Source organism: Paenibacillus sp. FSL K6-4396 (assembly GCF_038002525.1).
GTDB classification, from domain to species: domain Bacteria; phylum Bacillota; class Bacilli; order Paenibacillales; family Paenibacillaceae; genus Paenibacillus; species Paenibacillus amylolyticus_B.
Map to the genome: position 1 here is coordinate 4259749 of NZ_JBBOCR010000001.1, position 25357 is coordinate 4285105.

Annotated in this window: 25 protein-coding genes; 7 read left to right on the top strand and 18 right to left on the bottom strand. The window is 46.2% G+C overall.

Annotation, left to right across the window (positions count from 1 at the left end):
- The first annotated feature begins 65 nt into the window (after positions 1-65).
- Positions 66-1019, top strand: coding sequence for a hypothetical protein (locus MHB85_RS18360; RefSeq protein ID WP_192131061.1), 954 nt, complete (start codon positions 66-68; stop codon positions 1017-1019).
- 99 nt (positions 1020-1118) lie between these two features.
- Here MHB85_RS18360 and MHB85_RS18365 read toward each other — a convergent pair whose 3' ends face one another.
- Complete coding sequence (locus MHB85_RS18365; RefSeq protein ID WP_192131059.1) at positions 1119-2054, bottom strand: sigma-70 family RNA polymerase sigma factor; 936 nt, start codon at positions 2052-2054, stop codon at positions 1119-1121.
- Between the two features lie 33 nt (positions 2055-2087).
- Entirely contained in the window at positions 2088-2534 is a 447-nt protein-coding gene (locus MHB85_RS18370) for a carboxymuconolactone decarboxylase family protein (protein ID WP_192131057.1), read from the bottom strand.
- Positions 2535-2941: 407 nt separating this feature from the next.
- Between MHB85_RS18370 and MHB85_RS18375 the strand changes: the two genes are divergently transcribed.
- Positions 2942-3985, top strand: a complete 1044-nt coding sequence (locus tag MHB85_RS18375; protein ID WP_192131055.1) for an aromatic ring-hydroxylating oxygenase subunit alpha — start codon at positions 2942-2944, stop codon at positions 3983-3985.
- Positions 3986-4396: 411 nt separating this feature from the next.
- Here the strand turns inward: MHB85_RS18375 and MHB85_RS18380 are convergent, their stop codons facing one another.
- Positions 4397-5218 carry a cupin domain-containing protein gene (locus tag MHB85_RS18380; protein WP_192131054.1) on the bottom strand — a complete coding sequence of 274 codons (822 nt, stop codon included), beginning with the start codon at positions 5216-5218 and terminating at the stop codon, positions 4397-4399.
- 152 nt (positions 5219-5370) lie between these two features.
- Complete coding sequence (locus MHB85_RS18385; RefSeq protein ID WP_192131052.1) at positions 5371-6420, bottom strand: leucine-rich repeat domain-containing protein; 1050 nt, start codon at positions 6418-6420, stop codon at positions 5371-5373.
- A gap of 108 nt (positions 6421-6528) precedes the next feature.
- Here MHB85_RS18385 and MHB85_RS18390 point away from each other — a divergent pair, with 108 nt between their 5' ends.
- Positions 6529-6846, top strand: coding sequence for a hypothetical protein (locus tag MHB85_RS18390; protein ID WP_105599316.1), 318 nt, complete (start codon positions 6529-6531; stop codon positions 6844-6846).
- Positions 6847-6942: 96 nt separating this feature from the next.
- Here MHB85_RS18390 and MHB85_RS18395 read toward each other — a convergent pair whose 3' ends face one another.
- From MHB85_RS18395 to MHB85_RS18425, 7 genes are read right to left on the bottom strand one after another with little or no spacing between them, the layout of a single operon-like run.
- Entirely contained in the window at positions 6943-7554 is a 612-nt protein-coding gene (locus MHB85_RS18395; protein ID WP_341073377.1) for an SMI1/KNR4 family protein, read from the bottom strand.
- Positions 7554-7997 carry a hypothetical protein gene (locus MHB85_RS18400; protein WP_105599318.1) on the bottom strand — a complete coding sequence of 148 codons (444 nt, stop codon included), beginning with the start codon at positions 7995-7997 and terminating at the stop codon, positions 7554-7556. Before MHB85_RS18400 ends, MHB85_RS18395 begins: the two co-directional genes overlap by 1 nt.
- Before the next feature lie 32 nt (positions 7998-8029).
- Positions 8030-9331, bottom strand: a complete 1302-nt coding sequence (locus MHB85_RS18405; RefSeq protein WP_341073378.1) for a hypothetical protein — start codon at positions 9329-9331, stop codon at positions 8030-8032.
- 21 nt (positions 9332-9352) lie between these two features.
- The gene (locus MHB85_RS18410) at positions 9353-10087 is read right to left on the bottom strand and encodes an SMI1/KNR4 family protein (RefSeq protein WP_091017860.1); all 735 of its coding nucleotides are present in this window, start codon (positions 10085-10087) and stop codon (positions 9353-9355) included.
- A gap of 43 nt (positions 10088-10130) precedes the next feature.
- Positions 10131-10688 carry a hypothetical protein gene (locus MHB85_RS18415; protein WP_341073379.1) on the bottom strand — a complete coding sequence of 186 codons (558 nt, stop codon included), beginning with the start codon at positions 10686-10688 and terminating at the stop codon, positions 10131-10133.
- Complete coding sequence (locus MHB85_RS18420; RefSeq protein ID WP_341073380.1) at positions 10688-11338, bottom strand: hypothetical protein; 651 nt, start codon at positions 11336-11338, stop codon at positions 10688-10690. The genes MHB85_RS18415 and MHB85_RS18420 overlap by 1 nt, the downstream gene beginning before the upstream one ends.
- 47 nt (positions 11339-11385) lie before the next feature.
- Complete coding sequence (locus MHB85_RS18425) at positions 11386-11994, bottom strand: hypothetical protein (RefSeq protein ID WP_105599320.1); 609 nt, start codon at positions 11992-11994, stop codon at positions 11386-11388.
- A gap of 280 nt (positions 11995-12274) precedes the next feature.
- Here MHB85_RS18425 and MHB85_RS18430 point away from each other — a divergent pair, with 280 nt between their 5' ends.
- From MHB85_RS18430 to MHB85_RS18440, 3 genes are all read left to right on the top strand, one after another.
- Positions 12275-13264, top strand: a complete 990-nt coding sequence (locus MHB85_RS18430; protein ID WP_105599321.1) for a multicopper oxidase domain-containing protein — start codon at positions 12275-12277, stop codon at positions 13262-13264.
- A gap of 56 nt (positions 13265-13320) precedes the next feature.
- Entirely contained in the window at positions 13321-14007 is a 687-nt protein-coding gene (locus MHB85_RS18435; RefSeq protein WP_181155469.1) for a Crp/Fnr family transcriptional regulator, read from the top strand.
- Positions 14008-14197: 190 nt separating this feature from the next.
- The gene (locus tag MHB85_RS18440; RefSeq protein WP_091017871.1) at positions 14198-14623 is read left to right on the top strand and encodes a YlbF family regulator; all 426 of its coding nucleotides are present in this window, start codon (positions 14198-14200) and stop codon (positions 14621-14623) included.
- Positions 14624-14724: 101 nt separating this feature from the next.
- Here the strand turns inward: MHB85_RS18440 and MHB85_RS18445 are convergent, their stop codons facing one another.
- Both MHB85_RS18445 and MHB85_RS18450 read right to left on the bottom strand, forming a co-directional pair.
- A complete protein-coding gene (locus MHB85_RS18445) occupies positions 14725-15447 on the bottom strand; it encodes a ZIP family metal transporter (RefSeq protein ID WP_091017873.1) in 723 nt (240 codons plus the stop codon).
- A gap of 138 nt (positions 15448-15585) precedes the next feature.
- Positions 15586-16308 (bottom strand): YwiC-like family protein, encoded by a 723-nt coding sequence (locus tag MHB85_RS18450; protein ID WP_341073381.1) that lies wholly within the window; start codon positions 16306-16308, stop codon positions 15586-15588.
- Positions 16309-16379: 71 nt separating this feature from the next.
- Here MHB85_RS18450 and MHB85_RS18455 point away from each other — a divergent pair, with 71 nt between their 5' ends.
- A complete protein-coding gene (locus tag MHB85_RS18455; RefSeq protein WP_341073382.1) occupies positions 16380-17081 on the top strand; it encodes a Crp/Fnr family transcriptional regulator in 702 nt (233 codons plus the stop codon).
- Positions 17082-17203: 122 nt separating this feature from the next.
- Here the strand turns inward: MHB85_RS18455 and MHB85_RS18460 are convergent, their stop codons facing one another.
- From MHB85_RS18460 to MHB85_RS18480, 5 genes are read right to left on the bottom strand one after another with little or no spacing between them, the layout of a single operon-like run.
- Positions 17204-18715 carry a nitrate/nitrite transporter gene (locus MHB85_RS18460; RefSeq protein WP_341073383.1) on the bottom strand — a complete coding sequence of 504 codons (1512 nt, stop codon included), beginning with the start codon at positions 18713-18715 and terminating at the stop codon, positions 17204-17206.
- Positions 18716-19441 carry a respiratory nitrate reductase subunit gamma gene (narI, locus tag MHB85_RS18465; protein ID WP_341073384.1) on the bottom strand — a complete coding sequence of 242 codons (726 nt, stop codon included), beginning with the start codon at positions 19439-19441 and terminating at the stop codon, positions 18716-18718. It abuts the gene before it with no gap.
- Entirely contained in the window at positions 19438-20130 is a 693-nt protein-coding gene (gene narJ / locus MHB85_RS18470; RefSeq protein WP_341073385.1) for a nitrate reductase molybdenum cofactor assembly chaperone, read from the bottom strand. The genes narI and narJ overlap by 4 nt, the downstream gene beginning before the upstream one ends.
- The gene (narH, locus tag MHB85_RS18475; protein WP_341073386.1) at positions 20115-21584 is read right to left on the bottom strand and encodes a nitrate reductase subunit beta; all 1470 of its coding nucleotides are present in this window, start codon (positions 21582-21584) and stop codon (positions 20115-20117) included. Before narH ends, narJ begins: the two co-directional genes overlap by 16 nt.
- A complete protein-coding gene (locus MHB85_RS18480) occupies positions 21574-25326 on the bottom strand; it encodes a nitrate reductase subunit alpha (RefSeq protein WP_091017885.1) in 3753 nt (1250 codons plus the stop codon). Before MHB85_RS18480 ends, narH begins: the two co-directional genes overlap by 11 nt.
- Positions 25327-25357 lie beyond the last annotated feature (31 nt).

Below are 25357 nucleotides of genomic sequence, written 5' to 3' on the forward strand. Positions count from 1 at the left end.
ATACGGTGAAATGCCGTTATACGAGAATTCAAATGGCTTTTTCTTCATTATGGGGAGGTATACGAATGAGATGGAAGCAACCTGCTAAACTTGGTTTACTGGCTATGGCTCTCGGCTGTACTGCCATCGGCTCAATACTTACAACTTCAACAACACTGGCTGCACCTGTTCCCGCTTCCAAAGCGGTGTATCATCAATTCCAAACGTATCGAACGGAAGCAGTGAAATCCACAGCGAGTGTGGCTAAAGCACGTAAATACCTGATGAATCATATCGACAAAGTCGGTCCTTGGCAGGCAACATTAATGACCCTGCAATTGGAGAATATGCAGAATATGAAGCTGGCCGATATGGATAACCAAATGTATACGGAACAGTTTCAACAAGCCCTATCTCAGGCCCATGAACAACTTGGTTACGAACAGAAGCTTACATACAGTCGTCTGCTGAAAGAAATTAAAGATCCATCCGTGAGGAAGGTTCTGCAGGAAGCATCTGATCTCGGGTTCAAACTGGAAACCAGTGAGGGCTTGTATTACCCTATCATCAATTATGAGATCTACCAAAAGTTCAAACCTTTTGTTAAGGCTGATATTGCTGCATACATCGACATTATGGCTACCGAATCCAATCAGATGACCACGTCGGATGGTGGCATTATCATCTCCTGGAACGAATTAATCCAGCGTGCATTGGAGAAAGAAGCCTTTTTGAACAACTTCCCGAATTCTAATCGTACATCAGCAGTGAAGCAAGGGTTATTTGTGGATTATCTCTTTTACGGAAGTGACAACACGCCTGCTTATGATTGGTACACGGATGAAGAAATTCGCACCATGGACCCTGAGGTGAAACAGGCTTACGAGAAAGCTTTGGCTAAGCGGGAGCCTAATACGGGGAGTGTTCTTCTCGATACCATGGAAAAGATTTTGCAGGTTCTGAATCAGAACAATGATGAGCTTACACCTGAAGTACGAGCCATCATTGAATCTGTTCAACAACAATTTGCCTGGGAATAATCCGAAGCTGAATCGCAAAATGTGAACGCCAAAAAAGCGGCAGTCCTTGAGACAGAGGTTGCCGCTTTTGAGTTTACCTTGCAACTCCTTACGTTTGGATCAAAGAGTTGAAGTGTCTATTGATGTAAGTTTGTTCGGATTAACGACGAGATAAATGCCCTCAATCCGCTCTCCAGAAGGGTCCAACCCCAAACAGAGCACCTCGGACAACTGTCCTTCTTTCATCAACGCGAGTTGAAGCTCGCCATTGATCCACATCGGTACCCATTCTCTTTCACGCAATCGCGTAAGGACTCGCCGTGAGGTCAGGAGTGCAAGCACACCTTTGTGAACATGCATCGTTCTCATCACAGTATGCACAACGCCACCGCCATCTGCTGTAAATACAGGCTGATCTGCCAGTAACTCGAGCATCGCAGCGACATCATAACGAAGGAAAGCCGTTGTAAAACGGGTAAGCAATTCACCCTTGGCTATCATATCGGCATCACTCTGCTCGATCGGTGGAAGTTTTTCAGGCAAATTCCGTCTGGCGCGGCTAAAAATTTGACGGCAGTTACTCTCCGTTTTGCCCAGCCAATCCGCTATTTCAGAATAGTCATACTGGAAAGCTTCACGAAGTACAAAAACAGCCCGTTCAACAGGCGAAAGCCGCTCCAACATGACCAGATAGGCATAAGAAATCAGCTCTTTCTTCTGCATCGTTTCCTCTGGTATGTTTCCCACTTTACTGTCTGCTATCGGTTCCGGAAGCCACTCTCCAACATAATTTTCCCTCTGGTTGCGGGCAGAATTGAGCAGATTCAAACTTCGGTTCACCACCAGTCTGGCGATATAAGACTTCGGATTACGAATATCTTGAGTAATATTGCTCTGAATCCCCGCAAAGCAATCCTGAACCATATCTTCAGCTTCTACCACACTGCCGAGCATGCGGTAAGCGATTGAAAATGCATAATTTTTATACCGAATATACAGCTCACCAACATCCAGAGAAGACACTTCTGGCTCATTGGCGTGGAGATTGGAATTCATAAGAATGGCCTCCTCTGGCATGGTGCATGTATTTTAGTTAAAGCAGCCCGGATACATTCCTGTTGTAATCGCAATCCGGTTCCAGTTATTAATCGTGTTAATGGCAAGGATCAGATCCACCAGTTCGGATTCACTGAAATGTTCACGAACCTTATCGTACAACGCAAGGGGTACACCGTGTTCCGAGATACGGGTCACCGCCTCAGCCAGCTCCAGCATAACACGTTCTTGATCCGTGAAGAAAGACACTTCACGCCACACACTCAGCAATAGAATATGATCCGCATAATCTCCCAGTTTCATCAGATCTTTGGCATGCATATCGAGACAAAAGGCGCAGCCATTGATCTGAGACACACGGATTTTTAACAACTCATACAATACTTTATTTTCAAATTGCCCGGATATATACTGCTCCATCGCCATCATCGCTTTAAAAGCGCCTGGACTCACTGCTCTGTAGTTGGTTCTTAAATTCATTTCATTCGCCTCCATCATTTGGTTTACATACTGTAGACAAACGACGGCCGGGATCTGTGACATACTTTACGAAAATCTTTTTATTCTCACAAGAATGGTTGCTCAACTAACGAATATTCACACTGAGATTCTGATGGCAGGACAACCTCCATGGAGTTAATAATCAGTAATGGAAAAACATACTGAATGGTTGTTCTCTTTTCTACAATTAACATCTAACGTAAGAAAAATCCGCTTTTTTCCGTATCCATGTACGGTTTTTGCTGTACCGTTTGTGATTTTAACCAAAAGTAGGTTGGATATATTGATGCTTTGACCAAAAGAGTAGTAACATACGGCTAATAAAGTTAACTTTTCTGACATAAGAAAGAGAAATGTTTATTCATATTGGCAAGGAGTGTTTTACTATGATAACTTCCAACGCAAACCCTAATACGTCCGAATTGCCTAGAGGTTGTACATTCACCGCTGAAGACTGGCATGTATTATCACAATATTGGTATCCGGTAGCACAAGCTACCGAAGTAACAGACAAACCACTTGCTGCTCAATTACTCGATGTGAAGCTGGTTCTCTATCGAAGTAATGATCAGGTTGTCGTAGCCAAGGATCTTTGTTTTCACCGCGGGGCCCCACTTAGCAAAGGCTGGGTAGAAAATGGTGAGATTGTCTGCCCTTATCACGGCTTCCGTTACAATTGTGAAGGTAAATGTACCGCAGTACCTGCACACCCAAGCTCCAAGATCTCGCCTAAGCTCAAACTTATCGTGTATCCGGCAGTTGAACGTTATGGTTTAATCTGGACCACTTTGGCGGGAACGGAAGAACAGATCCCCTCCTTCCCTGGATGGGATGATCCGGATTATATCAATATTTTGCCACCCAACTTTGATATTGCCGGTTCTTCTGGACGTCAAATGGAGGGATTCCTCGATGTATCCCATTTTGCCTATGTGCATACGGAAACGTTTGGTGACAAAAACAACACAGAAGTCCCTCAATACAAAGTGAAACGTGAAGGTAATGAGTTACTGGCCGAGTATTGGAGTACGGTGAGCAACTATGGCAAAGGGCAAGGTCTTGTTGCTCCAGAAGGTTTCCAATGGTTGCGTGAGTTTCGGGTATTCCCGCCTTTTGCGGCTTCTCTGACGGTATATTTCCCAGGAGACGACAAGCTGAATATTCTGAATTGTGCTTCGCCGATCTCTGCTCGTTATACGCGTCTATTCTGTCCAATCACACGAAACTTTGACAAAGACGCTCCTATTGAAGACACAATCAAGTTCAACTTGCAGGTATTCGAAGAGGACCGCGAGATGGTCGAGTCACAGAAACCGGAGGATCTGCCCCTGGATCTGCATGCCGAGGCCCATATTCCCGCTGACCGTACTTCAATTGCTTATCGTCAATTATTAACGGAAATTGGTTTGGGCCGAAATTACACATCGTAAGTAGATAGTATATAAGTTCAACTAATGAATATATTTACACTGGCATTCCGATGGAAGAATAACTTTCCGTTATCATGTAGATGTTTAGTTGAACATATATAGCCTCATTTAAAATTGTAAGGAACTCCAGACATGTTATTTCCCATAATCCCCGATATAAACACGTCAAACGGCTGTTTATTCTGATATAAGGTGTCTCAGATTCTTTAGATTTCTGGGCGCGCTTCAAATCCTTGATTAAGACGACTACGATTCGTTAGCGCCTCATGCTTAGCTCTAAACACGGCTTTCCGCAAGTATGAAGACATCCTTAATCAAAAAAAGAAGCGTTCCTTTGCGGAAGCCTCTTTTGCTTTACCTAATTCAACTAAAGTACCTATGTGTACTAGATAAACCTTGCCTAATAAACCGTCATCTTTCCTCTTGAATATTCGTATTCACAGGAAGCTCTATATAATACGGGCAACCCGGTTCGTGGATAATACGTGGATCGACCCAAGTCCCCCAGTACGGAAGACGGTTTACGTAAGGTTGCATATTGGGCTGAGTATTTGGTGGCATGTTGGGCTGTGCATTGGGTTGCATGTTTGGTTGTGTGTTTGGTTGCATGCTGGGTTGTGTGTTTGGTTGTACATTAGGCATTACGTACGGCTGATGATTCACATTCGGAGCACTGTTAGAGTTGGGGGCAGTGGAAGTCATACAATCTGCCGGCGGGCCAATAATCACTGTTTTTTGAATGGGAGCCAGCGCTTCTTGAACTTTTTTCTCATCTAGACAGTACGTATAAGCCAGAAGTTTGGTAGGTGTAAGTCGCAAGATGTCTGAGCCAAATATCGCTTCAGGCACGGGTGCATCGAAGATCGCCAATAAATGCGTTTGATCTGCAGTAGCCACTTCATAATGCCACCAGCCTTGAGGTACATTCGCCACTTGCCCCGGAGTAATTGGGAAATGAAGTAACTCATTGGTGAACGGATTGATGAGGGACACAACGGCAGAACCGCTGATGCAATATACCAGTTCGGTTGCATTCTGATGAATATGTGGTTCAACCACATTGCCTGTGTTGAGGAAAATATCCAGTAAAGAAGTATTGCCCAGTGTGTTTAACTGGTTGATGGAAAGAGAGTTTATATAGTTATCCTCATCCTTCTTGAATAACGGATTCTTGCTCAAATCGTAAGTAAATTGGGTGGTGGGTAAAGTATAATCCATGTATGAGGTTGCCAAAATAAAACGCCTGCCCTTCGCTCTCGGTTTAGGTCATAACCTATATGCCAGCTTATGCCCAGCGCCCAGATACGTGAGCCCATTTCCGCCAAGTTTTCATCGCATAACAAATATCCCTGACTCAGATACACGGGAGGAGGGATATTTGGCTATTATAATTCTGCTTCGTCGGAGATGTCCTCCCAACTGATCCCTAGTGGAGTACTGTTCAAATTTACACTCTGAAGCCAGGTCATTCGCTTGACTATGTCCGGCATTCCTTCAATTAAACTATTCGTTATACTCAGATAACGCAGTTTCTTCAACTGCTCCAGTTCGGGTGGGATTTCACGAATGCCAGAGTAACTTATATCCAGACTCACAAGTTCGCTCAATTCACCAATCTCGGCTGGAATATGTTTCAGACCAAGATCCGACTTCTCCTTTGGCTTCCACCCGGTAGGAACATGATAAGAACTACCGCAATAAATTCTAAGCTCTCGAAGTTGTTTCAATTTTCCAATGTCTCGGTGAATACCTTCCAAATCCGCTGTCATGATCTCCAATTCTTCCAATGATGTCAGTTCAAAAAGGGCTGGAGGAAGTGTATAAATATCCTGCTCAAAAATCGTCAAACGTTTCAAGTGCTTTAATTCCCGAATCCGTTCCGGAATCTCTTTTAAGTAATGTGAACTAATATTCAGCACATCGGTTTGATGCCTGATTGCATCATCCAACAGTCGATGAATATCTTTCTGACGATTTAAATCGAAAAACAAGCCTGGAATACGCTCCATTAGCTCAATTGCTTCTTCTTGTGTAATGTGCATGCCATACATATGCTCATGAGCAACCGTGTAGAAGTAATCACTCCCATCCTCTTTCAGAAAACAAAGATCGTCCGGCAATGACGGATATAACCAGTCATGAAAGCGATTGGCTTCCTCCTTAAGGACCTGCCCGGATTCAGGCGTGCAACGATATAAGTAATAGATGCCTTCTGCATACATGGCGCCACTTTGCATCATCATTTCTTCCATCGTACTGTTTTCAATTAGATACGGCTCAAGTCTCTGTAATACTTTGGCAACCCTCTCAGGTGTATCTCCCTCAACATACTTTCGGTCAACCAGCATAAAACGATCTGTCTTCTCGATCAATTCGTCAATCAACAGTTCATAGGCAGTTCCTCTTGGATCGGTGTGAAAAGCTACGGCTACCATAGGTTCCCCCTCATGACTCTATATTGATTAATCTTCAATCTGCTGTATCACCTGAAACCATTGTGGCATAGGCTGATATCATCAATCCAGTTATTGGAGGCTTGTTACATGGCATACGGCCCTGGTTCAGTATCATCCCCGCAACCTGCGGGTTATCCTTACCCTTATTATCCACCCACACCGTATCCCTACCCTTATCCGTATCCATATCCATACCCACCCATCGTTCCTTTTCCACTACCATATCCGATCGGTGGTCCTTGGTGGCACGGTGGCTATCCCGGCGGTGGTTACCCCGGTGGACACCCTGGTCATTTCCCAGGAGGTGGCTATCCCGGCGGACCTCACGGCGGTCCAGGTGGTCCAGGTGGACACGGAGGACCTCCAGGCGGAGGATTTCACGGACATCGTTTCTTTCAGTGGTAATCATGAGACTTATCCAAAGTTCAGGTTCAGATCAGATAAAGGAGCTGCTTCGGCAGCTTCTTTATTATCGAAACCTATTCTCTAATCATTCAGGACTTAATACGTAATCTCATCCATTATCTTCAGATTTCGGTTCGACATACTGAGGAGATCCGTGAAGGTAGGCGTTAAATAATAGATAAAGTCCGGATCGTGCACGTACATAATAATCTGCCCATACGTCCCTTCCGCTGTTGGATCAAAATCGAGCATCAGATACAGCGAACCTCCCGCGATCGTTGCAAAAGGAATCCATGGTTTATGGAACAGATATGGCTTGATCTCCGGGTCCAACTGCTTCATTTCCTCTGCAGAATAATACTCCTCCAACTTCTCATCCACTTCACAGAAGTATTGTTTGGTCTCTCGAATCTCTTCCAATGACATAAGATAAAATGGCGTACAACGCCCAGCCTCAGCATCACCCGGGTACAGCACATGCAACCCATAGCCACTACCATCTTTGCCTTGGTAAAAGGTACGAAAATCGCCAGGTAGCCTAATTCCATACTCCTTTTCGAATATATCGAGACTTTCTTCGGATGCCCCTTCCCGATGTTGATACTCTTCAAACAATTGGCGAATCTCTTGATCCTGTATTTTCTCATCCAACAAGCGATTCAGCTCGTCAATAAGTACGTTTAATGTTACATTCGACTCCAGTTTCACTAGACCTCCCCTTTCTTAGCTCCGCCATTCTCTTCTTGCACATATTGATGATATTCCCAAAACGCTTCTTCCTCTCCGCCACCTTCGATCAGGATCATGACTGCGTAAGATAACAAATTAAGCCATTGTTCCATCAACACTACCTGCTCGTCCGAGATGAGATTGTTTCTGCGGAGCATGCCCTCGGGTTCAACGGCCCAGGCACGTGCCATATGAGTAATTCCCCAAAGACATGCCATGACTCCCCGATCCAGTGAAGGCTGTGCAAGTTCTGGTGCCAGAACACGTAATATCTTCATCAATTCATGAAAATTCTCCTCAATCAAATGTCCGCGAAATGGGCGCAGACTGCCAATAAAACCGTTCTCCATCTTGGGATGACTCAGATCATCATAGTAAAAAGCATGACATTTTAATAACATTACAGCCTCTTCACGTTCCATGCCTTCACCCCTAAACAGGTCATCATGCTACCTCACCAGCGCAGAGGTTCTTCTCCACGCCACAATACATACCTCTCCAACTCACGAAAACTGCCTGTACCGATCCCGTACTCGTCCATTTCTTTGGAACAAAGATCGAGCACATGCAACATGCCACCATACGTGCCAACTGCAAGTTTGGACTGCCCTGGCGATACGGCGAGAGAATAGATGGTACTTCCCACAAAATGACGCCATACTTCCTTACCCTCGCCATTTACACAATATAGATAACCATATGCATCCCCCAGCACCATGCCTGCCTCTATTTCCACTGCCGCATACACACGTGCATTCTCATCCATGACTGGCCAGTCTTCCTTCGTTTCGTTACCTTGTATATCTTCCAGCGGAACCTGTATCGTGACCCCATTATAGAAATGACATGCGTTAAACCAGACGCTCTGCTTAGCACTCATGAATGCGGCATAATGAGGGTAACTCGATTCTGGATAGAGGGAGTAAGTCTTGTTCACCTGACGGTCCATCACCATATGATTGCTCCCTTGGCTACCATAGGCAATCCATCGGCCATCCCGAGATACAGCAGCATGTCCCATATCTATCTGTGTATCCTCTAGTTCGTACTCTTCAATCTCTGCCAGATCGGGATGAAGCAAGGTCACCTCAGCTTGTGTGACCAGATATATCCCGTATCGTGAATGTATAAGTAGTGCCCTGCCTTCATCCATAGGTATAAGTCCCTCTAGTGTACGTTCGGGATGCTCACAATCAGCAAGTGATTCAATTCGAGGTGAGGACGACTGTATCCGGAATTGAATATCTACCCAACGATATGTCGCTATCTCTTGTCCTTCCAACTTGCGATCTGGCTGACGAATGACACGAATCCCATCCGGTCCTGCAAGCGCATAGTCCAATCCGTCTGATGAGCAACCTGCAAAAGTATACGAAGAAATCAACTGCCATCCGTGCTGATCCATCGTATAGATCTGACCATTCTCTGTGAAGATACCCGTGTTACATACACACGTTTCTTCGTTCAGATAACCTACAACTTTGACCGCCTGCATGGAAGCCTGAAACGCCTCATTCATCGGCCACGTTGCTGCGGGCAGCTCACGTCGGAGCACCTCCAAGTCACCGTGGAGATTGGCTTGTCTCACCATATGGAATACTTCAGTACTCATTCCGCTTCTGGAGTCTCCCTCCAACTCGGATTCATCCGGTTGCTCTCCCTGCATACTTCTCTGGACAAATGAATTGACATCCTTTGCATAACGCTTGCCTTCATTGCGCCATTGTTCCGCAATGTCTTCCTTTAACCAACTCATAGGTGTCCCTCCACTCTGCCCCTATTCATATGCCGTACAATAATGTGCCTGCAAGAACAAACTGATTTCGTTATCCGTTGCCTCCTCCGCACCATTCTTTTCTTCATAGAACAGGGCAACTTCTCTCCCAGCAGCATAGTTAAATCGTAAATATCCTCCCATCGACACCATGAACATCTTGCACATGTACTCATTCTCCAACACAGCGTCCCACTTAAATTCTGTTTTGCATGTATCGGCGAGTTCCTTCATGGAGCTTCCCTGTTCCGTGCCTGAAAAATGGTAAAATGTATGTTTCCGCAACTCATTCCACGGCTCAAAGTAAAGTGGCGTTATTGGATTATCCTGATGGTAATACCCACAATAGATCCGATCCAGCGTTTCGCCAAATTCAGTCTCCGAGCATGTCCATAAGGTGATATTCTCATCATGACGCGGTAGCCACAACAGTCCCTCAACTTCCGGATGAACAGCAAGGAAATCTCCATCTACAGAACTGCCGATGGAGATGCACTGCTCAAGTTGATGTTGACTTATAGGCGAATCATCCGTATGTATCCAAAAATCATATTCCACAAAAGGCTTCAACACTTCTGGGTCTGGCCTCTGCACATTCATCCATCCCGTATATGTACCTTCCCCGTAGTGTTCAATCCAGGTGCGGTATGACAAAGGTAGCGAGATGGCGTGCTGTTGTTCAAAGTGATCCAGTTCCTCCGCTGGAACCGGCTTAAGTACACGGGATACAATATACATTTGTCGACATCTCCCATCTCAATTTGGTTCATTCGCTACAGATCTAAGCCAGTTCTTCCTGTACAATGTCAGTCTGTACCCCTTTACGATTCAGAATACGAATGGCAAAGGCATCATATCCATCACGTTTGACCTGATCAAAATGCATGCGCTCTCCCGTAATCAGTTCATATGCACCATTTTCATCTACATCTTCGCCGAACTCTTCATCCCATGGCACATTGTAGTAGGCCTTCAATTCCACCTCAAAGATGTCCTCTCCTTCAACATCCAGATAAGGGCGAAGAGGTCTGTCACGTAGTGATTCTTCCGGATAGGTCTCACACAACATGGCATCATATCCGTGCTTGGCGGCATCAATGAGCAGATAACGTTCACCTGTGACGGTATGCTCCGCATATACAAGAAGCGGTGTCGAATCATGCCAGGTAATCAGATCATCTTCCATCAAGTCACCATAATAAAAAATATGGAATTTATCATGACCATCACTCGTTTGAAGTTTGCCTTTCCACTCCACTTCCTCGGAATTAATGTCGTTGTCCTTTCTTGTCAAACCTTCCAGATAAGCAGGTCCGTGTTGCACACCATACTCATTCATCATCTCGCCTCCGATTTGTTCATTCGAATAGTAACTACTTTGTGCTCCTCATCCACCGTCAGTTTCACATCGATGTTTAGCTTGTCACGGAATAGCGCCGTAATATTGATATAAGGATCACGGGCAGCTTCACTACTACCGCCACTGTTACGGCTCATTCCCTGATGAATTATGGACTTCACCAATTCGTTATCCGCTTTGCCAGTGTTATCGTAGGAGTAAATCACCTGCCCATCCTGATCATACAGATTCAAGACCGTTGAGAAATCATTGGCGTTCTCATACTGTTTCTCGGTCTGTACGTAGTTGTCGTCCGTATGTTGATAGTTTATAGTACCAGCCAGATATGGATTGTCCCCACCGGGCTTCACTTCATACTCCCGATAAGCCAGATTAAACAGGTATTGGATATGACTCATATCGATCCGGTAATAAAACTGACGGTTATCCTCTTGTTTATCCATCGCTGCAAAACTGTTAATCAGCGGCCAGGCTGCATAGGACTTGCCATTCACATCAACAGCGAGAGCATAGTCAGATAGGACTGTCTGTTTTTGAAATATGCCATAAGTCTGTAAAATAAAATAAGCAGGAATCATCAACATACCCATAATGATTGCAAAAATAGTTAATTTAAATCGTAGTTTCATGTTCTACTCTCCCTTGCAGCTTTAACGCTTCATCTTCGCTTTCAGTCTCATCCAGTCTTGTGCTGAAGCTTCGACAGTGTACGAACAACCACATCCCTGTTCTTCGCATCCTTAATATAAGCCGGGATACTATGTGAAGCCGTTCTTATAGGCATATTTGCATGTTTTACACGCAGATCTGCGGAAACATAAGCGATGAGATAATTTAGGTGCTCCCGATTCACAGCCCATATTATTTTTCCTCTGAAATCATCCATAAAGTATAATTCCAAACCGAACACTGGATCTTTCCCTGCACGAATCTCGGAAAAACACCTTCCGTATATCGGCTTGGCATGTAGCTCAACCTGATTTACAGAACCACAATGCGGACATTCCACATGCGTTGATCGGTGAGACGTCTTCTTCTCGTCTGTGACTTCCATGTTGAACCAGCGTTCACATACAGCACAATTCCCCTTGGCTTTATATTGATACACTGATTCTTCAAGAGCTTGAGCGTAACATACAAAACACTTCCATCCCAGTTGATTGTTCCGTTTTTCTATAGATGCGCGCCCACCGCATTGGGGACATTTCACATCAACCTGCTCGCCCCGACGAAGTACCGAATAGAAACTGTACTTATACGCACCTTCATCTTCGAAACGTTTCATTCCGTATCCACCCTTCCTTCTGTAACTAAGATATACACAGCCTGAAAATACGTAACATTTACCAATCCATCTCTCTAAAATTATATGTAACTCCGTTCCTCAGCACAAGAATGGAAGCAAGATTGTTGGAAATACCTCTAATACGACATACCCAAGTGTGTGCCCCGTCACACCAGCTCCTGCCTCAATAACGTAATCTATAACTACATAACTACTGAAATGAAAGAAAACCTGCTTTTTAGATTGTGAAAAACATCACTTGAGTAAAGGTTGTGCAACTATGTTCTCCTTACTGAATGTATATAAATGGTCACTCGTATTCGCCATATTCACAGCAACTCTCTCTCACTGTAGTTCCGCCGATACAGTTAAACCTGTTCACAACGATGAAGTCTCCTACTCTGCGGCCAGTCAACCTCCGGTGGACCCAATCATTCGCAGAGAAGGAACTACGGTATATATTGAAATGACGTCCCAGGTTACAGATGTCGAAATCTCCGAAGGTGTGATCTATAACGCTTGGACATTTAATGGTACCGTTCCCGGACCCGTCCTGCGAGTGACCGAGGGAGACACCTTGGTGTTCACGTTGAAAAATAAAGATTCCAGCCTGCCTCACTCCATGGATTTCCACGCTGTACATGCTGCTCCCAGCAGCAAATTTATTGATGTTATGCCAGGCGAGGAAGGCACGTTCACCTATCCCACCTCCTCACCCGGTGTATTCATGTATCACTGTGGAACCAAACCGGTTCTTGCCCATATCGCAAACGGGATGTACGGCATGATTATTGTGGAGCCCAAAGCTGGATACCCTTCTGATCACTTGATTGATCGTGAGTATACCCTTGTTCAGAGTGAATGGTACAAAGAGCATGATTATGAAGCTTTTTTGAACGGAGAACCGGATTATGTGGTATTTAACGGCAATGATTATGGATTAGTTAAACATCCCCTGTTAGCCAAAGTAGGAGATACGGTGCGGATCTATGTCAGTAATGCCGGACCCAATGAAGTCTCATCCTTCCATATTGTCGGTACCATTATGGACCGTGTGTATACCGATGGGAATCCACGCAACATCCAGTATGGAATACAGACGGTTATGCTTCCCGCAAGTGGTGGAGCTGTCGTAGAGTTCACCGTAACCGAAGAAGGCGATTATGCGATTGTAACCCACCAGTTCAACCATGTAGCCAAAGGCGCTGCCGCTGTTCTGCGTGTGACCAAGGATGGTACTGATCATGGTGGACCCGCGATGTCTCACTGAGACATGACAATAGATAATGGCTATACCTATCCTGAACAATTCGAGGTGATTAAATGATGATCTGTACACACGAAGCGAAGGATGCCTGTTTCTCCAAAGTATCTCTGTTCCAGCATCTTGATCCAGCCGAAGCTGCATTGCTGACCTCCCTTCTGCATACCCGCAAATATAACAAAGGCGAAGTTGTCGTTCAGGAGGGCGAACGCTCAGATACGCTTTACGTGGTTCATCAGGGATGTGTAAAGTTATCCAAATACAATGAAAATGGCAAGGAACATATTATCCGCTTTCTGTTTCCCGGAGATTTCTTCGGACAAGATTCCCTGTTACACCAAAAACCACATGCCGCGAACGCCGAAGTTCTGGAGCCTTCGGCCATCTGCTCTATCAGCAAGCATGACTTTGACCAGTTAATGGAACATGATCCAAAGCTTGCTTATCATTTCCTGCTTGCCATTTCCAATCTTCTCCGTGAAACCGATGAATGGAACAGCTCGCTCAGTGCGATGACAACGGAACAGAAGATTGCCAAGTTGCTTTTGTATTTTCATACCCGAAATCATGCAAGGCATGAGATCCGTTTGCCTGTTTTCAAAAAAGATATGGCACTGTTGCTTGGCATCACCCCCGAAACACTTAGTCGTAAACTCGCCACGATGCAGACCCAGGGACTGCTTCAGGTTACAGGGAACTGCATCCTTATTCTTCAACTGGAGCAGCTTAGGGAAATGGTTCCGTTCTGAACTAAAGATTATTTGCACTAACACCACGAGGGCAGAATGACCTTCCCATCAATGTTAACGTGTGAATGATTAGCTCAGCTTATATAGCTTTGGGACAAGTATTGTATTTCACATTGGATGTGAGTATCGTCACAGTGTCACCTAGCGTTACAGTATACAGTTAAGAAAAGATTTACAGGAGGTTTATACGATGAATACGGTTGTTAAATTGGACAAACAGATCATTATGCACAAAATGCAGGAGCTATGTTCACTGCTATTACAAGATGAAGGCTACAAAGAGATGCGGGACATGATTGATCAGTTTGCAGCAGATGAGCAAGCCACAGCCCAGTATGAGCGTTTTATGGAAAAACACCAGGCACTGGAGGAGAAAGAACGACAGAACATTGAATTGCTTGCATCTGAAATCCAGGTGTATGAAGAGGAAGAACGTGCACTCTATGATCATCCCCTCATTCGTCGGTTTATCTATGCTCAGCGGGAATTCAGCCAGCTGCACCAGCAGATCAGTCACTACTTCACGAAATCCGTGGAATTGAACCGCCTGCCCGAAGCCAATGAACTAGGTAAGGAAGCTTGCGGGTGCGGAGGAAGCTGTTCCGGCAACCATTAATATCACCCTTTTGGTTAAATAATCAAAAAGAGTATCCGATCAGAAATCACTCTGTTCAGATACTCTTTTTATATAAAGTGATTGGAAGCTTGTTCTGTCCTCTATAGATCCAACAACAGCGATACGAGCAATCCCATGGATGCAATCAAACCCACAACAGGTCCGCCCTCTTCGAAAGCCTCCGGCATCATGGTAGAGCAAATCATAGCAATGATTCCGCCACCTGCAAATGCACCAATTGCTGCCCCCATCTCCTCTGGAAGCTGTTCCAGAAACAGATATCCACCCAAAGCCGCAAGCGCGGAGATCAATAGTACACTCAGCCACATTAATATAATTTTGCCACGACTGTACTTGCCCTGCAGTCCAACCGTACTGGAAAGACCTTCAGGAATGTTGCTGACAAAGATCGATACCACCAGCACCACACTGACACCGTTGCCAGCCAGCAAGCTGGCTCCAAGCATGATGGATTCCGGGATAGCGTCCATTACCGTGCCTGCAAAGATACCCAGGCCGCTTTGATTCGAGTCTCCTGACCTTCCCGAGCGTTTACGCCCTGCCCCTCCCTTTGCAGAAACGAGCAAGTCAAACAGCGTATATACGACGGCACCCGCCGTAAATCCAATGGCTGTAGGGATAATCCCTCCATCATTCAGCGCATCTCCGAGTAGTTCAAAGGTAGCTGCCCCGATTAATGTACCTGTCCCAAAAGCCATAATCCAGCCAATGACTCGTTTGGGAATCTTCAGAAACAATGCTGCGAGTGCGCCTATGACAACCGCTGAGGCAGAGATGCCGCCCCACATGAATGCAGTCCACATCTGGGCCGACCCCTCTCAAGTTCAATTATGTTCTATCATTCCATTAACCTTGGCTGACGAATCAAAAACATTCCTGCGACGTTGTGACCTATATCACCTGCTGTGTTCAATAATCACGCTATGATGAAATGATGCGGATTACAACAGAATGGACCAGAGCAAGAACTGCACGGCTCCAATAATTTCGATAATTCCCACCTTCATAGGGCGCAGTGTTTTGCCTGCATATATGAAGGTGCGCCCAGCGGAATAGACATACGCAAAAGACATCCATGGATACCCGATCACCATCGGTATAATGATTAGAAGGATATGTACCAGGCGAGTTAGCATCAGCCAACCCTTATTCGTTCGCTCTCGAAAGACCGATTTCACAAAGAACGTACTTCCTGTAAAATGTAAGAAAGAAAACAGAACTACGATCGCCATGCCATAGTCCCAGTGCCCGCCTCCAATGAGATAGGCAGCTGCGCCTCCAAGAGAGAACATTAGCATGGCACACAAGTCATTGGTAAGCGAGCGTTCTACTTTGTTTCTCACATGCCAGATGTTCACAAGCAACAGTCCGCCCAGTACAGGGCCGAAGAATAACAGCGTGGACTCACCAAGAATGGGTGGAATAAGACAGATTAGAGCCACTGTACCGTAGATTGCAGCCCATTTGTACAGACGATGTTGATTGGCATTTCTTTTCAGGGACTGCAACAAGGGATACGCGGTTAGATATAGTCCAAGCCAGGCTACAAATAAAGGCACATGCAGCCAATGCGGTCCACTTGCAATCACACCTACCAGAAAAGGCACACTAACCATGGCCCAACCGCCATGTTCATGAGGGATAACAATTGTATTGGTTTTCACTTCACAGTTAACCTCCTAGGATTGAATGATGTCGAAGTTCAGAAATATGAAAACAGAGAGGAAAGATTCTCATGAGCAGGGTAAACAAAGATTCAGCAGCGGAGTTTCTACAACAGTTCCCCATCTTCCAGGACCTTAGCCCTGAGGAATTAAAGCAGGTCGAAAATATCGCCATATCTAGAAGCATTCACAAGAAAACGGTCATTTTTAGCGAAGGTAGTGAAAAAGAAGCTGTTTTTTTCATCCGTACGGGCATTGTAAAAGCTTACAAAACGGATGAGAACGGGCATGAACAGATTGTCTCTTTCCTCAAAACAGGAGATATGTTCCCGCACACCGGCTTCTTTAATGCACATCCCTACCCGGCTACCGCCGAAGCGATTACCCCTACCGAGCTACTCGCCATACCTGTCAGACTTTTCGAACGATTAATGCTGAGCACGCCATCGATTGCGATCAAAATTATGCGTGTACTCGGAGACAAAATACGAGAATTACAGGATAAATTGCAAGTACTCTCTGGTCAGGATGTGCGCAACCGTGTGCTTTCTTTCCTCTTAATGCTTGCAGAGCAACACGGACAGACGGTCGGAGACCAGATTATCATCAACCTGCCCATGACACATCAGGAGTTCGCCAACTCCATCGGAACAACAAGGGAGACAGCAAACCGACTTCTAAACCAGCTTACGAAAGAGCACTTGCTCGAAGTGGATCGCAGCCGAATTATCATTCTTGATTTACAAGCATTGAAACAACAAAAGGATGCATGATCACCCAGCTCCACCGGGGTTACTCCAAGTCCTTACACCAATCTCTGTGTGCAAAAAGAGACCTTAACGCCTGCAATCGATGTTAAGGTCTCTTGCTGTATGCACAATTACCGATACATGTATCAGGCGATTGTGAGCTCTGGCCTGCCCATGTCACTGAACATGCCTGCATAATATTTGACTTCGCCTGCCTCATTACGGATTGCCGTAATACTTAGCCATTCCTGATAGATCTCTCCGTTTTTCTTCCGATTCCAGATCTCGCCTTGCCAATATCCTTTTTCACGTAATTCCAGCCATAATTGGTCATAGAAACGTTTATCCTGCTTACCGGATTTCAGCAGACTTGGCTTCTGTCCAACCGCCTCTTCAGCACTATAACCAGTGACCGCAGTAAAGGCCGGGTTCACGGATGTAATCACACTGTTCGTATCTGTGATCAGAATGGCCTCAATGGTACTCTCCAGAATGCTGGCAGATAACTGAAGCTTCTCCTGGTAGAACATCCAGATCACAAGTACAAGACTGACCAACGCAATCTGAGACAAAGCCATGAAACCAATGGCATAATGACCCGTCATGCTGTACAACAAAGTCAACATCAACGGAGGGAAGAATCCACCCAGTCCCCCCATAGCGGAGATCATTCCATTCGCTACACCTGGTTGTTTGACGAAATACATTGGCACTAATTTGAAAATGGTTCCGTTACCTGTCCCTGCGCATAATGCCACAGTCAGACATCCAATCGTATAGATATAGAATGATGGCGCGAAGGATAATACAATCGCTGCAATCGTTAATCCGCCGAACACAAACATTAATATTTTGAACGGATTAAATCGATCTCCAAGCCAGCCTCCAATAGGTCGCATGATGGTAGCAACGAGAATAAATCCCGCTGTACGAATACCTGCATCGACTTTGTCCATCTGGAAATGACTGACTAAGAAATTTGGCAAATATACCGTAAATGCCACGAACGAACCAAATGTCAGAAAATAGAACAAACAGAGCAACCATAGTTTATTGTTGCGTGATATGGCCTTCAGCTGCTGCATAAGCGGAACATTAACACGTGTTTCCTTTTTGTCTCCCAGAGCAAAATTCAGCGCTGCCATTCCTAGTAGTAAAATACTGTAGAGCAGAACCGTCGTAGACCACCCCATACGATCAGCGATCAGCGGGGCTCCAAATGCAGACAGTGCTGTCCCCAGGTTACCAATTCCGTAGATCCCGTTAACAAACCCATGTCGCTCTTTCGGATAGTATTTGGGCAGTGAAGTTACACCGACGGAGAAGACAGCTCCCCCAATACCGAGGAACAGTCCACCAATCACCAGATCACTGAACGATGTCGCACGGCTAATCCACCATACAGGAGCCAGCAACAGAACAAAGCTAATCATGAAAATATTACGTGCTCCATATCGATTCGTCCAATAACCAATTGGAATGCGGGCAATCGATCCGATCAATACGGGAATTGCTGTTGCCCATGCAAGCTGGGAAGATGTAAGCGCAATATCCTCTTTAATAAATGGCATCAGAGATGACAGGATAACCCATACCATGAAACCAAGAACCAGACTTGCGGTTTGCAAGGGCAGTTGAACCTTTCCTTTATGTTGCATTTACATCGCCCTTTCCTTTTTTTGTTCCTGATTCGGATACACAGCTCCATCTCTTCTGCGATACAACACATAACTGCGTTTCAGATAACCCAGTGGCATACTTAACATGTGAACCAGACGAGTAAATGGAAACACGCAGTACAGTACAAAGGTAAGCAGAATGTGTACTTTGAAATTCAGCGGTACCGTCTGCATCAGAACCGGATCAGGCTGGAATACGATCAGACCGCGCAACCATGGATTAATGGTTGTTCGATAGTCGAAACCTGTGTGATTTACCGCATTGGCCGAGGTCGCTAGTATTCCGGTGACAATGACAATGATCAACATGACAAGGGCCAGCCAGTCCCCGATGCTGCTTGTTGCCCGCACCCGACGAACAACATAACGGCGAACCAGTAGAATGACTGCACCTGCAAATGCAATGATCCCCGCAGGCAGTCCTCCTGCGATAGCCATCAAGTGATATCCTTCATCACTGAGGCCGATCCAGCGATAGAACTCTACCGGAACAAGCAAACCGGCAATATGTCCACAGATTACGGCGAATATTCCGATGTGAAAGAGTAAGCTGCCCCATTTTAACATGCGTTTCTCCAACATCTCACTGGACTTGGACGTCCAACTGAAGGGATTCGTCACATATCTCCAGATCGTTGCCGTAATACAGAAAACAATGACCATATAGGGAAGAGCGCCCCATAACAACAGTTCCAGTGTACTCACCGATTCCCCCTCCTCATCTGAGCCGCGATCTGCATAAGATCTTCAGGTTGTTGGTTAACTGCTTCTTCTTGTTTGGGTACATCAGGAGCTGGGGGCTCAGGAATGACCTGTAACATCAGACTGAGCAATGGTCCATATGGGCTGTTCTGTCCGGTAATGCTCTCGGTCATCGTGACCAGAGCTTTATAGCAGCTGGAGAGCACACCCAAGGCATCTTCCTCAGGAGCCTCAGCCACAAATTCAAGCACCATAGGCAGATAATCCGGCAACTCACTTACTTCCATATAAAATCCTGCAGCTTCATATCTGCGTTTCAATTCAATCAGAGCCGGGCCCCGATCCCGCTCATCGCCATGAAGAGCATACGTGAGATAGAGGTTACACTTTTTATCAAAATCGAATGTACGAACATAGGCATCCTGCCACTCAATCGAGCTTACTGCCTGTGCTTCATCTACAAATGTCAGCAAGATCTGGTTCACCGTCTCATCGGAAATGGACTGTATAGCTTCCTTCACTCCCTGCAGCCCTTCTCTCCACACTGTATCGGGATATTGCAACAGATAGGAGATCAGTTTACAGACCATTCTTTTTGTATTCGTATCGTAAACCAGAGCCTGACCTGTTCCTTCATTGAGTTCGATCGTCATCGTTGTCGTTGTCTCCTCTCCCATCAGAATACTCCGCAAGAACCTGGCCCCCCTGCAAAATCAAGTCCACAGCTGCCCTGTTCGCTGAAGAGATCTTCCACTTCCTCACGGTGAGCTGGCGGGATGACAAAACGGTCATTGTATTTCGCAATAGCGAGCAGTCGGTACATGTCCTCCACTTCCTGAGCATCCATGCCTACTCTTTCCAGTAATTCCGATTCACTGGTCTTGCCCGTCTGCTGGTTACGCATGTGAATGCGCATAACTGCCATTTTTCGCAGTACTTCACGGATTCGATCCGTATCTCCTGCCGTAAGCAGATTGGCCAAATATTCCACTGGAATACGCATGTTATCAATCGCCGGGAAAATATCATTGGCCTCCAGCGAACTTCCCTGTCCCTCTACCCGATTGGTAATCGGGCTAAGCGGTGGAATGTACCATACCATTGGCATGGTGCGGTATTCTGGGTGAAGCGGGAGCGCAATTTTCCAGTCAATAACCATTTTATAAATAGGGGACTGTTGCGCTGCAATAATCCAATCCTCTGGAATTCCGGCCTCGCGCGCTTCGCGAATCACCTCAGGGTCATTCGGATCAAGGAAAATATCCATCTGGGATTCATAGAGATCCTGATCATTTTCAACCGAAGCAGCGGCTTCAACACGGTCTGCATCATACAGCATCAGGCCGATATAACGGATACGTCCCACACAGGTTTCGGAACAGATCGTTGGTAGACCCGCTTCAATCCGTGGGAAACAAAGAGTACATTTCTCGGCTTTGTTTGTCTGCCAGTTGAAATAGACTTTTTTGTAAGGACAGCTCGACACACAGAATCTCCATGCGCGGCATGCATTTTGGTCGACCAGTACAATGCCGTCTTCTTCCCGTTTGTACATCGCTCCGGAAGGACAGGAGGATACACAGGCCGGGTTGAGACAGTGTTCACAGATCCGTGGCAGGTACATCATAAATACCTGTTCAAAATCCATTTTGATTGAGGCTTCGACACCCTTCATATTGGGATCTTCCATCCCCGTTACATGGGCACCTGCCAGATCGTCTTCCCAGTTCGGACCCCACTCCAGATTCATATATTCACCCGTAATCTGGGATTTCGGTCTTGCTACAGGCTGATGTTTTTTCTCCGGACTGTTCGTCAGTTTCTCATACTCGTATGTCCATGGCTCGTAATAATCATCAATGGTAGGCTGATCCGGATTATGGAAAATGTTAAGCAAGCGTCTTGCCCTTGTGCCGGACTTCAATTCCAGTTTGCCATTCTTCATCTCCCAGCCACCGCGATAACGCTCCTGGTCCTCCCATTGTTTTGGATAACCGACCCCTGGCTTGGTCTCCACATTGTTCCAGTACATATATTCTGCACCTGGACGATTAGTCCAGGTGTTTTTGCACGTTACACTACATGTATGGCACCCTATGCATTTGTCCAGATTCATGACCATACTGACTTGTGCTTTAATCTTCAAGCCAATCCACCTCCTGCAGTTTTCTTATGATGACATTGAGGTCACGCTGGTTACCTGTCGGGCCATAGTAGTTGAAGCCATAACTTAACTGGGCATAACCACCGATCATATGTGTTGGCTTCACATGAATACGTGTCGGACTGTTATGTGTACCCCCACGTGTCTGTGATATTTTGGTACCCGGAACGTTAATGTGACGGTCCTGAGCATGATACATGAATGCCATGCCGCGAGGAATACGGTGTGTTACTACGGCTCTGGCAACGACTACCCCGTTACGGTTGAAACATTCGATCCAGTCGTTGTCGACCAGTCCGGCTTCTTCTGCATCTTCGTAGTTCATCCAGATTGTTGGGCCACCTCGGAACAACGTCAGCATCGGCAGCGCATCATAGTACATACTGTGGATTGACCACTTGTTATGCGGTGTCAGGTAATTCAGGACAATTTCTTTGCCACCTTCGATCGGACGTTTGCTGTTCGGATGGAACGGCGTATGCTTCAACACAGGTTTAAATGTCGCTAATGTCTCTCCGAACTCACGGAGCATCGCATGATCAATATAGAACTGCTGTCTGCCGGTCAATGTACGCCATGGAATCAGGCGCTCCACATTGGTGGTGAATGGCGAATATCGGCGTCCGCCTTTTTCAGATCCGCTGAATGCAGGCGAGGTAATGACCGTTTTCGGTTTGGAAGTGATCTCGTCAAATGTAAAACATTCCTCAGACCGTTCCTCAGCCAAATCTTTCAGATGTAATGCCGTTTTCTGTTCCAGCGCTTCCCACGCACGTACGGCCATCTTGCCATTCGTTGTACTGGACAAGGTCAGAATGGCCTCCGCAACATTGCGGTCGGTGCTCAGATCCGGACATCCTTGTCCAACGCCATCTTTACGGTGCACGCCCAGAATACCCTTGAGTTTTTCATACTCTTCACTAGCAGACCAGGATATGCCTTTGGTACCGATTGGTTTATCCTTCACCACAGGTCCTAGACTGATCATTTTGTTATATACGGCAGCATAGTCACGTTCCACGACCTGAATATGTGGCATCGTTTTACCCGGGATTGCTTCACATTCTCCCGCACTCCAGTCTTTGATCTCTCCGTACGGTTGAGCAAGCTCATCCGGTGAATCATGCAAGAGCGGTGTAGCAATGATCTCCTTCTGCGGCCCATCGAATTGCTGCGCAGCCATCTCGGAGAATACACGTGCGATTTCCTTGAAGGTATCCCAGTCGGAACGGGATTCCCACTGCGCGGCTACCGCCGGATTGAATGGATGAACGAACGGATGCATATCCGTACTGCTCAGGTCGCTTTTCTCATACCAGGTCGCTGCTGGCAGCACAATATCGGAATACATCGCTGTTCCTGCCATACGGAAATCCATATTGATCATCAGATCAAGCTTGCCTTCCGGTGCCTCATCCACCCACTCCACATGTTCTGGGCGCAATCCATGATCGTCATCGTTCAACAATCCGTTCGTAGCACCGAGTAGATGCTTGAGGAAATACTCATGTCCTTTGCCAGAACTTGAGATCAGATTTGCTCTCCAGACAAATAGCACACGTGGGAAGTTCGCCGGATCATCCGGTTGCTCGATCGAGAACTTCAGATTTTTGTTCTGTAACTCGGAAGCAACATAAGCACCAATCTCTTCCTTCGTCGTTGCTCCGGCCTGCAATGCATCCTGATGCAGATCAATCGAGTTGCGATTGAATTGTGGATAGGATGGAAGCCAGCCCATACGAGCAGCCATCACATTATAATCGGCTACATGCTGGAACCGGGGTTCACCTTCAAGCGCCGAAGTCAACTCTTCGACTTGGGTCTCCTCGTATCTCCATTGATCTGTTGCAAAGTAGAAGAAGGATGTTCCGTTCTGCAGTCGTGCAGGTCCGGTCCAGTCACGAGCAAAAGCAATCGTTTGCCAGCCTTCAGCCGGACGCAATTTTTCTTGACCGACATAATGGGCCCAGCCTCCACCATTCACACCCTGACAGCCAGTCATCAGAATTAGGTTAATTATTGCGCGATAGATAACGTCGGAGTTGTACCAGTGATTAATACCGGCTCCCATGATGATCATGGACCGACCTTGGGTATCGATGGCATTCTGTGCAAACTCACGGGCAATCTGCGTAACCGTTTCTTGATCTACACCGGTAATTTTCTCTTGCCATGCAGGGGTAAACGGTTTTTCCTGCGGTTCATGCAAGATGTCGTCTCCACGGTTAATACGTACACTCAACTGTTCTCCATTAGTGACAACTTCTGTTGAATCCGCAGAGCGAGTCATTTCTCGTTCGACTCCGTACTTCGCAAGCACAAGATCATATACGGCTGTGACCATAATCCATCGATCCTCAAGCCATATTCGACGTACAGGAATCTGACGTTGCATGATATGTTTACCTTCGTCATCAAAGTAGGGCAGTTGAATGGTGACGAGGTCGTGGTGAACACCGAGCAAGGATAATCTTGGATCAATCGGCTCACCGTTCTCTACGTGTTCCATTTTGAGATTCCATGTGCCTTCTTCGCCCCAACGGAAGCCCAAACTTCCTTTTGGCATGGCATAGGTTCCACTGTTTTCATCATATACAAGCGTTTTCCAAGCCATATTATTGCCTGTGATGCCCAAATCTTCCCCAACGAGAAATCTGCCTGCTGTGTGTACGCCATCTTTTTCTTCTACAATCAGCAGATTTGGAAAATCAGTATACTGTTTGGCATATTGCATGAAATAGTCCGTAGGTTTTTCAATGTAAAACTCTTTTAGAATGACATGGCCCATAGCCATCGCCAGAGCGCCGTCCGTCCCTTGTTTTACCGACATCCACGTATCTGCGAATTTCACATACTCCGCATAGTCCGGGCTGATGGATACCACTTTTGTTCCCCGATAACGTGCTTCAGCCAGGAAGTGGGCATCCGGTGTCCGTGTCATTGGCAGATTCGAGCCCCATACCAGAATGTATCCCGAGTTGTACCAGTCACTGCTCTCCGGTACGTCCGTTTGATCACCCCAGATCTGAGGTGAAGCCGGTGGCAGATCCGCATACCAGTCATAGAAACTGAGCAAAGGTGATCCCATCAAGGATAAGAACCGTGATCCTGCTGCATAACTGACCATCGACATGGCAGGAATCGGTGAGAAACCAATAATTCGGTCGGGTCCGTATTCTTTGATCGTATGAATCAAAGAAGCTGCAATAATCTGTGTAACTTCTCCCCAAGACGCACGAACCAATCCACCTTTACCACGTACGGATTTATATCTTTTTACTTTTGCAGGATCATCCGCAATGCTGGACCACGCTTGGACCGGGTCACCATGTGTCTGAAGTGCATCACGCCACATATCCAGCAGCGCACCACGTACGTAGGGATGTTTGACACGCAGTGGACTGTACAAATACCATGAAAAGCTCGCTCCACGCGGGCATCCCCGTGGTTCAAATTCCGGCATATCCGGTCCAGTTGAAGGATAGTCGGTTGCCTGCGTTTCCCAGGTCACAATGCCATCCTTTACATAGATCTGCCAGCTGCATGATCCAGTACAATTGACTCCGTGTGTGGAACGTACCACTTTGTCATGCTGCCAGCGGCGGCGATAGACATCTTCCCAGTCTCGATTAACCGGGGACATTTCACTCCAGCCCTCCGCACTTTTTTCACGTTTGGCAAAATATTTGAGTTTGCCCATCCAGGGCATGCTTTTGTTACTCATTGTTGTCCTCCCACAAATGTGACCTGTTAAT